Consider the following 15282-nt stretch of genomic DNA (forward strand, 5'->3'; position numbering starts at 1 on the left):
GTCACACTAATTTTTTACCGTATGACTTGTAATAATGGTCGTTTGCCATCATATTCACAGCGTGCTTTGGAAGCTGACAATACTGCAACTAAGCCTATGATAAAACGTCGTGTTGAAGGAAATGGATCCCGCACGGCGCTGTAGGCAAACGTACGCAAGTATAAAGAGTCCGGCCGTACAAACCGTGTTGGTTTGGGCGCTCGGCAAACAATAAGTTGAGTATAAGCTTGAGGTTAAGATGAAACGAATCGTGCTATTTTTAATCACCAACCTGGCAGTCATGCTGGTGCTGGGGATTGTTCTGTCTATCGTCATGTCTGCGTTAGGTCTGTCTAACCGCAGTTATGGCGGCATGTTACTGATTGCCGGTGTATTCGGTTTTGGTGGTGCTTTTATTTCGCTGTTTATGTCGAAGTGGATAGCGAAAAAATCAACGGGTGCTTATGTCATTGAGCAACCCCGTAATGAAAGCGAACACTGGCTGGTGCAAACCGTTGCCAATCAGGCCAAACAAGTGGGGATTGCGATGCCCGAAGTGGCCATTTACGACAGCCCTGAAATCAACGCCTTTGCAACGGGCCCGAGTAAAAACAACAGTCTGGTCGCGGTCAGTACCGGGCTACTGCACAATATGACTCAGGACGAAGCGGAAGCCGTACTGGCCCACGAGGTGTCGCACGTTGCCAACGGCGATATGGTGACACTGACGCTGATCCAGGGTGTGGTCAATACCTTTGTCATTTTTATTGCCAAAGTGCTGGCGAATTTGGTCGATGGCTTTCTCAATGGTGACGAAGAAAACAATGGCGTGAGCTGGACGTACATTATTTTCGATATGATTTTCCAGATCCTGTTCGGTATTCTGGCATCCGTCATTGTTGCCTACTTCAGTCGTCAGCGCGAATTTGCGGCCGACAAAGGCGCTGCTGACTTAGTGGGTGCACATAAGATGCGTGCCGCCCTTGAGCGCCTGCGCCATAACCATGAATCGCAACTGGAAGGGTCAATGATGGCCTTTGGTATTGCATCAGGCAAAAGCTTGTCTGAGATGTTCGCCTCTCACCCGCCGCTTGAGCAACGTATTCAGGCGCTGCGTTGATTGTTAACTAAAAAGAAAAGGCTTCGCAGTGCGAAGCCTTTTTTGTAGATTAAACTGCAGACTACTTTTCTATCCAGGGCGTAACCGATACAACTTCGCTTAACGTATTAAAGCGTGCGGTGTCGTTTTCCCAGTCATCCGTTACCAGAAACTGGCACACCTGCTTATCGCAGCTTACACCCGATGCTGACAAGTTAGGATCACTGGCAAAGGTTACCTTTACGCCCTTTTGCTGTGGCAGTAAAAAGCCCATGAGTTTGCTGACAAAAAAGCCAGACAAGCCGGACAACAGCTCATCAAATTCGTGGTGTAGCTGATACAAGCGTTGCTTGGTCAAATGTGTATTAGTGAAATACGCAGACTCAATTTGAAACTTAATCTGACAGTCGTGCTGCGGATTTTTTGGCTGTGCAACGATCACCGCCTTGTCTTTATCGAGCTTCTCACTAAATGGCAGCAGCAGCTGCGCGTCTTGAGTATAATTAAGCGGCTGCTCTGTGGTTTCTGTGACAATTTTACCTGACTGGATCTGACACGGTGCCAGTGAGGCAATGTCTACCAGGTAAAAATTAACCCGGGCAAACTCAAACTCGCCCTTTTCAACCACCTTGAGGCGGTCATAAAAGCCATCGTACGAAACCACAAACTCTTCTTGCGCCTGCACGCTGCTTGCAGCCCCAGCCAGCCCCAGTAAAAGTGCCAACATCCTACTCTTCATCAAAATAAGCCTTGTTATGTCTGATCATATCGTTAAGTTCTTCAATATAATGCACGCCACGCTCCGAGTATGACAAGAGTCCTGCGGTCAATGCCGTGGCTTCAATCGGCTTTTTCTGCGCACGCAGCTGAGCGCGTGTGGCCCTGAGGTCTTTATAGGCATCATGGGTATTGATGTTTCTAAAATACGACTTAACCGATGCCCGAACTGACTGAAAGGCAGCCACTTCGTGAGCCGCTTCATCGTCACGGCGTTTTGGGATCATCCCGCAGCCCTTTCGATAACACCACTGACCAAAAAAGTTCAACCCGATCCGCGCAAACCGGGATGTGCCCCAGGCCGATTCATTGGCCGCCTGCATCAGCGCCAGCTCTTTGGGGATAATGTCTACCCTACGCAGCGCCCGCTTGAGATTCTCAACAGAGATGGTCTCGTCCTCTATTTTGTAGAGTTTGAACACCTGTTCGATTCTTTGCTGCTGAATGTCGCTCAGTGGCTCTTCAAACTGCAGCATCATCAGTGCAATTTCAATGCTGGCACGTTGCTGCAAGATCAGCTCGTTCTCCGCTTCAACGTGTGGCTTGATGAAATCAAAGAAACGTTTTTTCTTGGTGGCAATATCACGAATTTTGCCAAACTCCGGCAACTTTACCTTGTGCAGTGGCTTTTCCACTTCTTTAACCTGAGGTTTCGTCACGGTCACTTCCGGTTCGGGCGCAGGTTCAGTCGGGGCTGGGGGTTTGACGATAAATGGATACAGAACCGCAAATATTGAAATCGCGGCAATAATAATTTTAACTAGTAAACGCATGATTCTCCTCACACTAGTACCAACTACCAATTCAAAGTGCTGAAAACACCCGAAAAATGGTGTGACTTCGCAGGTTTTCTGAAGATCCCTAACAGAATAACCCTGCTGTACTTTGCTCTTTCATTTTCAAATTAGCGGACAATGATACCAAAATTTACCACTGAACGCGAATTTCTGCATTCTATCGTAGCCGCCTCTGGCTGAACATCAAAAAATTCACCTAGCGCTTTGATTAGTTTTTCTTTTTCCCTGCACACTCAGTAGATATACTGAACACAGTAACGCGTTTAATAAAGGACACCTATGAGCCAGTCTCCATGGCAGCAAAGACAGCTGGACCAGAAAAAATATCGCCCCAATGACAACCGCTCACCCTGGCAGATTGACCGCTCCCGGATCATTCATGCGGCAGCCTTCAGGCGCTTGCAATCAAAAACGCAAATTATGAGTATCGGTGTTAATGACTTTTACCGAACACGCTTAACCCATTCACTGGAAGTCTCTCAGATAGGAACGGGGTTATTGCGACACCTCAGAACTCAGCACCCGGATTTTACCTGGTTTCCCTCCTCCAGCCTGATGGAAACTATCTGCCTGGCGCACGATATCGGCCACCCGCCCTTTGGCCATGGCGGAGAAATCGCCCTAAACTATCTGCTGCGCGACCATGGCGGCTTTGAGGGCAACGCACAAACGCTACGGATCGTGACTAAACTGGAACCTTATTCCAAAGGGTACGGAATGAATCTGACTCGCCGCACTTTACTCGGCTTTATTAAGTACCCGGCTTTAATTGATGAGTTATGGCTCTGCCACCCACAACCCGACCCCAACCAGCGTTTTATCTATACTCAACAATGGCTGCCCGCCAAAGGCATCTATCAGTGTGATAAAGACGTGCTGGATTGGATCCTTCAGCCGTTCAGCGCTGCAGATCGCTCGCTATTGCAAAGCCAGACACCCGTGAATGAATACAAAGCCAAGACTCGTTTTAAATCGCTCGACAGTGCCATCATGGAATATGCCGACGATTTCGCCTACGCGGTACACGATTTGGAAGACGCCATCGCCACTGAAACACTGAGCGAGCGGGAGTGGCAGCGCTATGCCCTGCCCGAATTGCAAAAAATAGACTCTCCCTGGCTGGATAAGCACCTGGACAGTATCAGTGAACGCTTGTTCTCTCACGATGAATCGCTGCGCAAGGATGTGATTGGCGAACTGGTAAATCTGTTTATCGTTAACTGCGAGCTGGTTATTCAGGATGCCGCTTTCAGCGACCCTCTGCTGCGCCATACCGTAAAGCTCTCGGATGAGTTTGAAGCCATTTTAGGTGTGTTAAAACACTTTGTCTTTTCAAGGCTTATTCGCGACCCCAAGATGCAGCAGATTGAATTTAGCGGCCAGAATATGCTGATCGATTTATTTGGCGCGTTCCAGAGCGACCCGTTACGCTTATTACCCCATACCACTCAAGCCCACTACACCGAGGCAACAGATGATACCGCGCAAATGCGGGTGCTGGCAGATTACTTGTCGGGCATGACGGACGAATATGCTCGTCGCTGTTATCAGCGCCTGTTCGGCAACAGCCCGATGCAGGCCCCGGTGAAAAGCGGACCACATATATGAGCTACAAACAAATTTGACGATTGACGGCCCTGAACCATGGGGCCCGTCAAAGCTAGTAATAAAGAATGAAAGTCTGTGCCATATTTTTTCTGTATAGAAAAAGAGCACAAAACACCTCTTAAGAAACATAAATTAAACAAACCAATCAAAACTGAAATCAAAATTACGTACTCACCTTCCGCAACCACAATTCATCAACCAGCATTTTTCATTAGTCTAAAAATCAATCCAAAAATATCCCACCTGAACAAAAAAAGACAAAAGCAATATATAACAAAAACTTAAAAAAGTAAGAGTTATTCAATAATGGGTTATTATGTCCTACCCAAGCTGAGTCAGTGGAATAAAACTACACATATCATCACTATTGATACTACTAAAACATTTATAAAATAAAAACAAATCAAAATTAACAACAAGAAACACAAATTAAAACACATATTGACAAGGTGAGGACTAATAACGACAATGCCGACAACTTCATATATGGGTACAAATATAAGTAATAGTAATAAAGGACTAGACAATGAAAACACTTTACGTGCTAACTGAAGCGTTGTTTCATACTGCTTATCTGGTTGAAAAGATGGCAATGAACAATCGATTTGATAACCTTGTTTTCGTCATCAGAAACAATTACCAACTCAACTTGCAGGCACTGGATGAACTGCATACAGCGCATGCAGGTAAAACCGAGTTAAGTGACGATGCGCTTCAGCACTTCAACCAAGCATATGGTGGATTGTCTGAAGCTGAACTCTGTATGATCAACGAATTTGGTGTGCCCGAAAAACACTGTTTTAGTGTGTCTAACCTACGGGTTGTCAGTGACTTTAATGACAACGAGCTTCAGGGTGAAATACTTGCCGACAAGTCATTTAAATGCGCAGCAATCTTTCTTGACTGCATACTGAGCGACTGGTGGATAGACACATTCGAACAACGGATTATCAATGCACATTCTGCGGTGTTGCCACATGCACGTGGTATGTATGCCATTGAGCAATACCTATTGGCGGCAACCCCCGAGCAGGCAGAAGCAGCTGCCGGTGCGACAATACATTATGTCAATAGTGGCATCGACAAAGGCAATATTATTGAGACAAAAGCACTGCAGAATATTTGGTGCAAGCCCTCTATTTGGGCAGTGAAAGCCGCCTCTTATCATGCTGCTTTTGAACTTCTCAGCAATTATTGTACTCAACATAACTGCTTCTCATTGTCCGATGCTAAGTCACAAAAAGAGTTTGGCCCCTTATTTCTAGCCAAACAATTCACCACACAAAAACGCCAGCAAGCCGCACGCGCATTTCTGGCAATAAAACAATCACAAGGAGAGACATATGGAGCAGCTTAATCTGGCCCTTTTTTTAACAACCAGTTTAGTTATCAATGCAGTACCTGGCCCAGATGTACTTTACGTGATCAGCAACCACAAACATAAAGGCTGGCAAGCAGCCATCCCTAGTATTGCAGGCTTGTTTGCGGGTTATTTGTTTCATGTATTTATCACTTTTGTGGGTATCTCAGCAATTATCACGGGGAACCCGGTTTTATTTAACACGGTAAAATATCTTGGTTCAGCCTATCTGGTATGGATGGGGATTAGCATTATTTATGAAGTATTGAAAAAAGATCAGAAAAGTGAAACGTCAGCCCCTGCCCCCGTACGAGGCTCAAAGTATTTTACGCGCGGGTTTATTATTAGCGCACTAAACCCAAAGGTCAGTGTATTCTTTTTGTCTTTTCTTCCTCAGTTTATACCTCAGGGCGCAACAGACAGCTACCTTATCATCGTACTTGGTTTAATTTTCTGCGCAGGCGCGACATTTTTTAACTTCCTTTACTGTTTACTCAGCAGTATTCAATTAAAAAATAGATTTAAACATAAAATACTCGACTTTTTACCCGGTGTAATTTTGGCCTCTGTTGGAGTTTACACCGCACTATAGTCACTGTTATCTACCAAGGAATTCGGAGAACACCCTATGAATACGCCAGAGTTAAAACTTGGCTTAAAATCTATTTCGTCACTGCTTCCTTCCGAGGAGCATTGTGAGAAGCACGCCAATTATTTGGCAAATCGAATTGCTGAAAACAGGGTTTGGACCCACCCTCTGCTAATCGACATGCACACCAATGTGATCCTGGATGGCCATCACAGGTATAGCGCAGCACAAACTCTGAAACTTAAACAGATCCCCTGTTTAATGATTGACTACAATAGCCCAGCGATCACCTTGTCTAGTTGGCGAGATGGTGAACATTATGACAAATCTCAGGTGATATCCACGGCACTTGCGGGGAAACTGTTTACCAAAAAATCGACCAAGCACAAATTAAACTTTTCACTTCCTTTGGCTTACGAGTTACCAATCGAGATATTAATGGGAGGTGTGTCATGATCTATCAATCCCATCTGGACTTGGTGATGGACGAAGTCTTTGTAAAAGAGCCTTCTATTCTTGCAAATGCTAATCTCTATTTAAAAATAGAAGGCTTGTCTATTGGTGGATCGATCAAAATAAAACCGGCACTAAAAATGATTAACCGACTCGAAATTCAGGGCAAGCTGAGACCGGGCAGCAGGGTCATTGAAAGCTCCTCAGGTAATCTGGGGGTTGCGTTAAGCATTATCTGTGCAGCGAAAGGTTACGAATTTAACTGCGTTGTCGATCCTAATATCCTGCCCAGTTCGGAGCGGTTGATTCAAGCTTATGGTGCCAAGATTATTAAAGTGACGAATAAAGACGAAAATGGTGGCTATCTCAATAGCAGAATTAGAAAAATTCGGGCAATGTGCCAGTATGATGAATCATTGATTTGGATTAACCAGTACGAAAACATCGACAACATCGAAGCCCACTACCTGACCACGGCGAAATCTATCGCCCGACAATTTCCGGAGTTGGATTATGTCTTTGTCGGTGCAGGTACCACAGGCACACTCGGTGGTATCAGTCAGTTTTTCGCACGCAATATGCCCAACACTAAGATCATTGCTGTGGATTCAGTCGGCTCAATCACATTTGGCGGCTCGAGCGGTAAACGCAGAATTCCAGGGCTGGGTGCCAGCAAAGAGCCACCCATTAGCCGTCTTTCACACTTTCACGACATCATCCGGATCCCCGAACCTGACACCCTCGCAATGTGCCATTCTTTGGCTCGCAAAGGCTTATTATTCGGTGGCTCCACAGGCACCGTGCTCGCAGGCGTTCAGCAATATGCAGACAAGATCCCCAATAACGCGACCGTGGTCGCCATTGCCCCGGATCTGGGCGAACGCTACCTAAACACACTGTATTCACCTCACTGGATCAACGAGCATTTTCCACACGTCTCGCTACACCCAGAACAACTTGTACAAGCAGATTATTAAAGGAATATAATTTATGAAAACTTTTAAGGTTATTGGCGCCAACGCAGTCTCTCAATGGCTAAATAATCACGGTGAAAAGTTACTCGACAGTGTTGCTGATTGCTACTGTCAATTCGCTCAAGGTCAGACCGTTTGTCCGGATAGCTACTTTTTACGCTACCCAGATCAACCACAAAATCGCATTATCGCACTACCGGCTTCAATTGAATCAGACACTGCGCCCGTTTCTGGTATTAAATGGATAGCCAGCTTCCCTGGTAACCTGCAAAAAGGACTGGACAGAGCGTCTGCCGTAGTTTTGCTCAATGACCGCGAAACAGGCTATCCAATCGCTTGTCTGGAAGGGTCGCAAATTTCATCATTCAGGACCGCAGCTTCAGCGGTATTGGGTGCTAAATACCTGCACACAACACCAGGGAAAATTGAACATCTCGCAGTGGTTGGCAGCGGTCTAATTGCACACACCATTGTCACTTTACTCGAACAAACGGGTTGGACAATTGACGCCATGACGGTGATTGATCTTGATAAACAAAGAGCAGCTGAGTTCTGTGGCAAGTTTACCCACATCACTACAACCAGCAGTGATGATATTGCTGACATCGCGCGTGCTGATATGATTTTATTTGCGACTTCTGCCATCACACCTTATGTGAAAGATAAAGCACTGGTCGCGCATAAGCCAACAATCATTCATATGTCTTTAAGAGATATTGCCGCAGATATTATTCTGGAAGGCCAGAATTTCGCAGATGATGTGGACCATGCAATCAAAGCCAATACCTCCTTACAGCTAGCAGAGCAGCAAGCAGGAAACCGTGCTTTTATGGCTGGCAATATCGTGGACCTTATCAAAAACCAGGTAAAACCGGATTTCAATAAAGCGCGGATTTACTCTCCTTTTGGCATGGGGATCCTCGATGTCATGCTTGGCTATCAGATCTATCTGGATACGCCAAACGAGGCACTGTGTGAAATGGACGACTTCTTCCCGACTCCATACACTCAGGCATAAAACCTGTCACGCCAAAGTACCTGGATACTTTGGCGTGATCTGCGCTTGCATTATCGCAACGCACCCGGCCATCACAACCCGAACACCACTTTTTCACTTTTCAGCATTCTACTGCTCAGGTAGGTAAACAGCGCAAACAATGCCAGCGTCAACACTGAAGCCAGCCCCAATGGTGCCAGCGGTAAGGCATTGCCCTTGATCAGCTCTATCATCGCGTATTGCTGAGCGGCAATCGGCAACCACTGGATGGTCTCTGTGGCGATATCATAGCTGGTCATCATACTCAGACCGACGGGTACCATCAGCACCATAGTGACGTAAGACTGTGCTTCTTTAAACGACTTGGCCATAAAAGAGACAAAAATCAGCATACTTGCCGACATCAGCGCAATAGGGATCCCGATGAGCAGGCTGACCAAAATAAAACGCAGATCCAGGGTAATGCTAAAGCCCAGTTGCTCCCAGGCCACCATGGCATAGGCAAATTTTGACACCACCAGTACCAATGCCAGTCCGAGAATCGAGAAAGCGGCAATCGCAGCGACCTTGGCCAGCACAATCTGCACACTACTGATGGGGTGGCTGAGCAGCAGCGCCAGTGAATTACGCTCACGCTCACCAGCACTGGTGTCAATGCCCAGGTTCATAGCTGAATAAAAAATCGCAATGATGATAGACAAAGTAACGATACCAAGAAATAACCCGCCCTTTGCATCGGGCGTGGCCTGATCCTGCGTCTGTACATCCAGTGCACGCATCAGACCCGGGTCGATACCGCGCGCTACCAGCCGCAGCCCGGCCACTTCGCTGTTGTATCTGAGCAACGCCGTTTCCAGTCGGCGGACCGACTTGATCAACTTGCTGTCAGACTTGTCTGCCACTATCACCACAGTAGCACTGCGACCTGTCGCCATATCCTGTTGATAAGCAGCGTCTATTTCAAGGCGGATCGGCTTCGCATCGGCATCATCGCTGTGGCTTATATCGACGCTGTCCAGGTACTGCACCAGATTTGGCGCGCGCTCGGCACCTGAAATGGTGATTTTCAAGGCCTCTGGCGACGCCATTTGCTGCAGCAGAACCGAAAACAGCAAGCACATCACAATCGGCGCACCAAAGGCATAATACAGTCCGGCCATCACCGAGCGCTTATCACGATACGCATCCAGCAGCTCTTTTTTAAACAAGATAGTAATTTGCTTCATCATGCTGCTATCCCCTCGTCGCTGCCGATCAGCGCGATAAACGCTTCTTCCAGGCTTGCTTTACCCGTTTGCTCACATAGTTGCAGTGGTGTGCCCTGCGCAACCACTTTACCTTTAGCCATCACCACAACGTGGTCGCACAATGCGGCTACTTCCTGCATCACATGACTGGAGAATAACACGCAGTGCCCCTGCGCTTTGAGCATTAGTAGCAACTCGCGTAACACGCGGGTACTCATGACATCCAGGCCGCGGGTTGGTTCATCAAGAATGATGTTGCGTGGCTGGTGAACAATGGCCTGAGCCAGTGCGGTTTTCATCCGCTGCCCCTGAGAGAATCCCTGACAGCGACGGTCGGCAATGTCCGCCATTTTTAGCTGCCCAATAACTTTGTCTGTGGCTGTCTGGGCTTGCGACTTGTCCATGCCGCTTAGCTGCGCATAAAACTGAATGTACTCTCTGGGCGTCAGTCGCTCATACAGGCCACAGGGGTCGGGAAATAACCCCAGCTGCTGCTTGGCCGCCATGGGATCTTCGTGCACCTTCACCCCATCAATTTCGGCATAGCCCTGATCGGCCTGTAACAATCCAAATACCGTTCTCAGACACGTCGTCTTACCTGCGCCATTGGGGCCAAGTAGCCCGGTGATTTGGCCGTTTTCGGCGCTGAAGCTCAGTCCGTCCAGCGCATTTACCGATGCAATTTGTTTTTTAAGATTATGTACTTTGATCATGTTATGGCTCCTGGCTTACCACTGCGGGGCCATTGGGGTTCATAAAATAGCGTCTGATGGCGGTTTTCTCCAGACAGCCGGCATCCAGTTCTTCGGGCTTACCTTGGTTAATGAATTCAGCAACCAGTTTATCGGCGCAGCTTTGCGCGGCCACGCCATGGGTTGCTTGCTCAGCAACCAGATGCCGGGCATTTTTCATCTTGACCATAGCCAGCTCAGCCCAGCCTGGAGGCGTCGCGGGGTCGAGTCCGCCAGATAGCAACAGGGTTGGAATGTCTGTGCTGAGCGGCTGATAAAAATCTTTTCCGACGGGTGCAACCTGCCAGACAGGGCAGCTGGCATCGAGGGATTCAATCATCATGCGGCCAAAGTAACTCGCTGAAAAACGCGCTCTTGCTTGCTCCGTTAATCGCGGCCAGTCCTCAGCGCAAACAATCGCACTGTGCATGCCCATCGCCAACGAGCCAAACCCGGAATCACTGCCCATCAACCCGACCAGAGGTAAATAATTGCCTTTTGCCGCCTCGCTGATGGCCAGCGGCACCAAGGCACGGGTGGTATGGCTGTAAAGCGCCATACGGATGGCTGAGCGTACTTTGCTCTGCGTGAGTATCAGTGGGATGGTGTTGTGGGTTCTCGGGTGTGGTACCTGAACGCTGGCAGGTTGCGCCTCAAGCTGGGTTAGCAGCGTTTGATATTGCCGTTCCAGCTGCGGGTACTGATCGCGGCAATTCGCTTTATTGGCACAGTCACTAAAAATGGCCTGCAATGAATCATCAATGGCGTCGCCAATAGCAACTAAGCTTTGCTGCATCGGCACGACCCCATCCAGTGTGGCACTGGCCACTGCTTGTGGGTAGCGGCGCATAAACTCCTGGGCAATACGTGTACCATAGGAAGCACCAAACAGATGTAACTTCTGGTAACCCAGCGCCTTGCGGACCGCTTCAAAATCGCTGGCGGCGGCAACGGTGGTAAAGTGACTCAAGTCGGTATTGAGTTTGCTTTTACACTTTTGGGTTTCTTCCCGGCTGTATTCAAAAATGGGCAGCGCATCGTCATTAAAGGCAAACTGCGCTTCAAGAGGTTCCATATCACATTGCAACAGAGTAGACTTTCCTGTACCGCGTTGATCCACCAAAATAATATCCCGCTCTTCTCGGGCATAGCGCAACACGCGCGCAAATACAGCGGCAACCTCAATGGCCGACTGCCCTGGGCCGCCGGCAAATGCCATAATGGCCTCAGTTGGGTGCACCTGCTTAATCGCCGGGATCACCGCAAAATGTATGCTGATTTTTTTGTTATTGTTTGTCGACAAGGGCTGCTCAACACTGCCGCACATTAGCCTGTCTGCCAGCCCCTTGGTATAGCAAGGCGTCAGACCGACTGTGTCTGGACTGCCAGCGTAACTCCCTGCGCTACTGAGCAGGCCCAAAGCAATCGCACTTTGCCTGAACAGTGTACGCAAATGTCCACGTTTTTTTATCATTGTATCGTCCTTTTTTACGCCCCTGCGGGCATTGGATACGTTATGTGGCCCAAGTATATCATTGTTAGAAAAGCAGTTCCCTAATCAAAAACATTCGATTAATCCCCTAATCACATTCACTTATCTTTAAGAGTGATTTATTTCGTTGTTCTTTTTTTGTGTTTTAGTTTAAAAATTCACTGTGACGAAACGTTACACTAAACACAAAAGGAAACATCAATGAAACTATTTTCAGCCCTGGCGAGCTGCGTTTTAGCCGCTACTTTAACTTCAACTTCAGTCGTTGCTGACGATACGCAACTACAAAGTGCACCAGCCAGCTTAGTTGCTGAGCTGACACAAATGTGTGTTGAATGGGCTCAGGATGACGAAGTAGCAACCGATGCGCTACGTCAATACGTTTTGCAGTGTGTTAACGAGGAGCTCTCTGCCGGCGGCTACATGGCCGTGACAGAAGTCGACATCTGATCTCTGAGATCGAAAAAGGCCAGCATTGCTGGCCTTTTTGTTATCGGTTACACGCTAACCGAAAGCATGCTTAAGATTTTGCGCTTTTGCGCTTTTTCTCTTCCTCAACCCACTTACCATTGACATAGGTCGCTTTCCAGCCAGTGGCTTTTCCATCGACTTCTGTCATCACGTATTGTGACTTGGTTTTACGCGAGTACCGGACAACAGCCAGGTTGCCATCGCCATCCTGCTCAGGCGCATCTGCCAGATAGTAAAACTTAGGCGAGATACGATCTCTGAAGCGCTTCAACTCGGCCACTTTCGGTGCACGCGTTTCGCGTGATTTCGGGAAAGTATGTGCCGCCAAGAAAATACCCGATGCACCATCACGCAGCACAAAGTAGGCATCTGATTTCTCACACGGTAATTCTGGCAAGTGTACCGGATCTTCTTTTGGTGGCGCAGGCTCACCGCTTTTCAGCAATTTACGCGTGTTTTTACAGTCTTCACTGGTACAATCAAAGTACTTACCAAAGCGGCCAGACTTAAGCTGCATGTCTGAACCACATTTATCACACTCGATCACCGGGCCGTCGTAACCCTTGATCTTGAAGCTGCCCTCTTCAATTAAGTAGCCGTCACAACCTGGATTATTACCACAGACGTGTAACTTACGTTTTTCGTCTATCAGATAAGAGTCCATCGCCGTTTCACACTTAGGACAACGCTTCATCTGTCTCAGACTTTCTGTTTCTGCATCTTCAACATCGGCATCAACCGCTTCATCACCCGAGATCAGGTTCATGGTGGTAGTACAGCGCTCTTTTGGCGGTAAGTTGTAGCCCGTGCAGCCCAGGAATACCCCGGTAGACGCGGTGCGGATCCCCATTTTACGACCACAGGTTGGACAATCGATGTCGGTCTCAACCATCACATTCTGACGCATCCCGCCTTCAGCTTCATCTTTACCTGCCAGTTCTAGCTGACTCGAGAAGTCAGCGTAAAACTTATCCAGTACCTGCGTCCAGACACGCTCGCCCTCGGCAATTTCATCCAGACGATTTTCCATTTTGGCGGTAAAATCAAAGTCCATCAGCTCGTCGAAGTTTTCGATCAAACGATCGGTGACAATTTCGCCCATTTTCTCGGCGTAGAAACGGCGGTTTTCAACTCGCACATAGCCACGGTCCTGAATGGTCGAAATAATAGACGCATAAGTTGACGGTCGGCCAATGCCGCGCTTTTCAAGCTCTTTAACCAAACTTGCTTCGCTGAAACGTGCCGGTGGCTTGGTAAAGTGCTGTTTTGGATCCAGCGCCTGCAACTGCACGGTATCGCCTACGGCAACCGCTGGCAGTGCCTGCTCTTCTTCGTTTTTCTTACGTACTGCTGGCTGCACCCGTGTCCAACCGTCAAAACGTAACACACGACCGCGTGCTTTCAGCGTGTAATCGCCCGCACCGACCGTGATATTGGTCAGATCGTATTCTGCAGGTGTCATTTGACAGGCAACAAACTGACGCCAGATCAGCTCATAGAGCTTCTTAGCATCGGCATCTACGCCTTCTACATGGCCAGACAGAATGTTTACGTCTGACGGACGAATCGCCTCGTGCGCTTCCTGGGCGTTATCTTTTGCGCTGTATTTAATCGGTGCACCTGGCAGATACTTATCGCCAAAGTTGTCCTGAATATAGCCACGTGCCATTTCAACCGCATCATTCGATAAGTTAGTTGAGTCGGTACGCATATAAGTAATATAACCAGCTTCGTATAAACGCTGTGCCAGCATCATGGTCTTCTTAACACCATAACCCAGGCGAGTACTGGCGGCCTGCTGCATAGTCGAAGTAATAAAAGGCGCACTGGGGCGACTCTTGCTTGGCTTTTCTTCGACCTTAACAACCTGATACTGTGCTTTTTGCAGCTCACTGACCGCTTTATTGGCCTGTGCTTCATTCAGCGGCTTAAATGCCTCACCCTGATACTTGGTCACGGCAAAACGAACGTCCTGCTCAGCTAACGCAGTGTCGGCATGAATATCCCAAAACTCTTCCGGGATAAACGCTTTGATTTCACGCTCACGCTCTACCAGCAAACGAACTGCTACAGACTGTACACGGCCTGCAGACAAGCCACGCGCGACTTTTTGCCATAACAAAGGTGACACCATGAAACCTACTACTCGGTCTAAAAAGCGACGTGCCTGCTGCGCGTACACCATGTCGGTGTTTAGCTGGCCCGGTGCTTCAAACGCCTGAGTAATGGCATTTTTGGTGATTTCGTTAAATACTACACGTTTGTATTTGCTTGCATCGGCACCAATCACTTCTTCTAAGTGCCATGCGATGGCCTCTCCCTCTCTATCCAAATCGGTTGCGAGATAGATGGTGTCGGCATTTTCTGCGAGCTTAGCCAGCTCCTGAACCACTTTTTCTTTGCCGGGCAGCACTTCATAGTGCGGCTCCCAGCCTTTTTCCGGGTCTATCCCCATGCGGGCAACCAGGTTCGCGTAATCTTTCTTTTTTCTGTACTCAGCTTTTTCCTCAGGTGACATCTTTCTCACTTCAGCAGGAGATTTAGTTGCCAGGCCCTTGGTTTTGCCTGCGCCCGAGGTAGGAAGATCACGGATATGACCGACACTGGATTTCACAATGTAGTCTTTACCCAGGTACTTATTGATAGTTTTTGCCTTTGCGGGAGACTCTACGATTACTAGCGATTTGCCCATAGCTGCCTATTTGACT

General features: G+C 48.0%; 14 protein-coding genes. 8 read left to right on the top strand and 6 right to left on the bottom strand.

From position 1 onward, the window contains the following. Positions 1-238 precede the first annotated feature (238 nt). Entirely contained in the window at positions 239-1099 is an 861-nt protein-coding gene (htpX, locus tag C3B51_RS04985) for a protease HtpX (RefSeq protein ID WP_125718929.1), read from the top strand. Positions 1100-1160: 61 nt separating this feature from the next. Here htpX and C3B51_RS04990 read toward each other — a convergent pair whose 3' ends face one another. After that, positions 1161-1805, bottom strand: a complete 645-nt coding sequence (locus C3B51_RS04990; protein WP_240701855.1) for a DUF2987 domain-containing protein — start codon at positions 1803-1805, stop codon at positions 1161-1163. A 1-nt stretch (position 1806) separates the two neighbouring features. Beyond that, positions 1807-2631 (bottom strand): glucosaminidase domain-containing protein, encoded by an 825-nt coding sequence (locus C3B51_RS04995; protein ID WP_130244423.1) that lies wholly within the window; start codon positions 2629-2631, stop codon positions 1807-1809. A gap of 300 nt (positions 2632-2931) precedes the next feature. Here C3B51_RS04995 and C3B51_RS05000 point away from each other — a divergent pair, with 300 nt between their 5' ends. The 6 genes from C3B51_RS05000 to sbnB all read left to right on the top strand — a co-directional run bounded on the left by C3B51_RS05000 (position 2932) and on the right by sbnB (position 8654). Beyond that, positions 2932-4260 carry an anti-phage deoxyguanosine triphosphatase gene (locus C3B51_RS05000; RefSeq protein ID WP_130244365.1) on the top strand — a complete coding sequence of 443 codons (1329 nt, stop codon included), beginning with the start codon at positions 2932-2934 and terminating at the stop codon, positions 4258-4260. A gap of 586 nt (positions 4261-4846) precedes the next feature. Then, a complete protein-coding gene (locus tag C3B51_RS05005) occupies positions 4847-5617 on the top strand; it encodes a formyltransferase family protein (protein WP_165389114.1) in 771 nt (256 codons plus the stop codon). Beyond that, on the top strand, positions 5604-6212 hold the full coding sequence (locus tag C3B51_RS05010) for a LysE family translocator (RefSeq protein ID WP_130244367.1): 609 nt from the start codon (positions 5604-5606) through the stop codon (positions 6210-6212). Before C3B51_RS05005 ends, C3B51_RS05010 begins: the two co-directional genes overlap by 14 nt. A gap of 36 nt (positions 6213-6248) precedes the next feature. Beyond that, positions 6249-6665, top strand: a complete 417-nt coding sequence (locus C3B51_RS05015) for a ParB N-terminal domain-containing protein (protein ID WP_125718919.1) — start codon at positions 6249-6251, stop codon at positions 6663-6665. Continuing rightward, positions 6662-7639 (top strand): 2,3-diaminopropionate biosynthesis protein SbnA, encoded by a 978-nt coding sequence (sbnA, locus tag C3B51_RS05020; RefSeq protein ID WP_130244368.1) that lies wholly within the window; start codon positions 6662-6664, stop codon positions 7637-7639. The genes C3B51_RS05015 and sbnA overlap by 4 nt, the downstream gene beginning before the upstream one ends. 13 nt (positions 7640-7652) lie before the next feature. Continuing rightward, positions 7653-8654 (top strand): 2,3-diaminopropionate biosynthesis protein SbnB, encoded by a 1002-nt coding sequence (sbnB, locus tag C3B51_RS05025; protein ID WP_130244369.1) that lies wholly within the window; start codon positions 7653-7655, stop codon positions 8652-8654. A gap of 71 nt (positions 8655-8725) precedes the next feature. Here the strand turns inward: sbnB and C3B51_RS05030 are convergent, their stop codons facing one another. Genes C3B51_RS05030 through C3B51_RS05040 form a run of 3 tightly spaced genes read right to left on the bottom strand, consistent with a single transcriptional unit; the run spans position 8726 to position 12085 of the window. Next, complete coding sequence (locus tag C3B51_RS05030; protein WP_125718913.1) at positions 8726-9862, bottom strand: ABC transporter permease; 1137 nt, start codon at positions 9860-9862, stop codon at positions 8726-8728. Continuing rightward, positions 9859-10593: an ABC transporter ATP-binding protein gene (locus C3B51_RS05035; RefSeq protein ID WP_130244370.1), complete on the bottom strand. Its 735-nt coding sequence runs from the start codon at positions 10591-10593 to the stop codon at positions 9859-9861. The genes C3B51_RS05030 and C3B51_RS05035 overlap by 4 nt, the downstream gene beginning before the upstream one ends. Before the next feature lies 1 nt (position 10594). Then, positions 10595-12085 carry an alpha/beta hydrolase gene (locus tag C3B51_RS05040; RefSeq protein WP_130244371.1) on the bottom strand — a complete coding sequence of 497 codons (1491 nt, stop codon included), beginning with the start codon at positions 12083-12085 and terminating at the stop codon, positions 10595-10597. Positions 12086-12304: 219 nt separating this feature from the next. Between C3B51_RS05040 and C3B51_RS05045 the strand changes: the two genes are divergently transcribed. Then, entirely contained in the window at positions 12305-12553 is a 249-nt protein-coding gene (locus C3B51_RS05045; RefSeq protein ID WP_125718907.1) for a hypothetical protein, read from the top strand. A 70-nt stretch (positions 12554-12623) separates the two neighbouring features. On the opposite strand, the gene topA is transcribed toward C3B51_RS05045, so the two are convergent. Further along, the gene (gene topA, locus C3B51_RS05050) at positions 12624-15266 is read right to left on the bottom strand and encodes a type I DNA topoisomerase (RefSeq protein ID WP_130244372.1); all 2643 of its coding nucleotides are present in this window, start codon (positions 15264-15266) and stop codon (positions 12624-12626) included. Positions 15267-15282: the final 16 nt, after the last annotated feature.

Origin of the sequence: Pseudoalteromonas rubra, assembly GCF_004212645.1 — a bacterium.
In the GTDB taxonomy this organism is placed as follows: domain Bacteria; phylum Pseudomonadota; class Gammaproteobacteria; order Enterobacterales; family Alteromonadaceae; genus Pseudoalteromonas; species Pseudoalteromonas rubra_G.

What these genes read in the sequence shown, in the direction of transcription:
- htpX (WP_125718929.1), top strand. Translation starts at nt 239, where the DNA reads ATGAAACGAATCGTGCTATTTTTAATCACCAACCTGGCAGTCATGCTG.
- C3B51_RS04990 (WP_240701855.1), bottom strand. Translation starts at nt 1,805, where the DNA reads ATGTTGGCACTTTTACTGGGGCTGGCTGGGGCTGCAAGCAGCGTGCAG.
- C3B51_RS05000 (WP_130244365.1), top strand. Translation starts at nt 2,932, where the DNA reads ATGAGCCAGTCTCCATGGCAGCAAAGACAGCTGGACCAGAAAAAATAT.
- C3B51_RS05005 (WP_165389114.1), top strand. Translation starts at nt 4,847, where the DNA reads ATGGCAATGAACAATCGATTTGATAACCTTGTTTTCGTCATCAGAAAC.
- C3B51_RS05010 (WP_130244367.1), top strand. Translation starts at nt 5,604, where the DNA reads ATGGAGCAGCTTAATCTGGCCCTTTTTTTAACAACCAGTTTAGTTATC.
- C3B51_RS05015 (WP_125718919.1), top strand. Translation starts at nt 6,249, where the DNA reads ATGAATACGCCAGAGTTAAAACTTGGCTTAAAATCTATTTCGTCACTG.
- sbnA (WP_130244368.1), top strand. Translation starts at nt 6,662, where the DNA reads ATGATCTATCAATCCCATCTGGACTTGGTGATGGACGAAGTCTTTGTA.
- sbnB (WP_130244369.1), top strand. Translation starts at nt 7,653, where the DNA reads ATGAAAACTTTTAAGGTTATTGGCGCCAACGCAGTCTCTCAATGGCTA.
- C3B51_RS05030 (WP_125718913.1), bottom strand. Translation starts at nt 9,862, where the DNA reads ATGATGAAGCAAATTACTATCTTGTTTAAAAAAGAGCTGCTGGATGCG.
- C3B51_RS05035 (WP_130244370.1), bottom strand. Translation starts at nt 10,593, where the DNA reads ATGATCAAAGTACATAATCTTAAAAAACAAATTGCATCGGTAAATGCG.
- C3B51_RS05040 (WP_130244371.1), bottom strand. Translation starts at nt 12,085, where the DNA reads ATGATAAAAAAACGTGGACATTTGCGTACACTGTTCAGGCAAAGTGCG.
- C3B51_RS05045 (WP_125718907.1), top strand. Translation starts at nt 12,305, where the DNA reads ATGAAACTATTTTCAGCCCTGGCGAGCTGCGTTTTAGCCGCTACTTTA.
- topA (WP_130244372.1), bottom strand. Translation starts at nt 15,266, where the DNA reads ATGGGCAAATCGCTAGTAATCGTAGAGTCTCCCGCAAAGGCAAAAACT.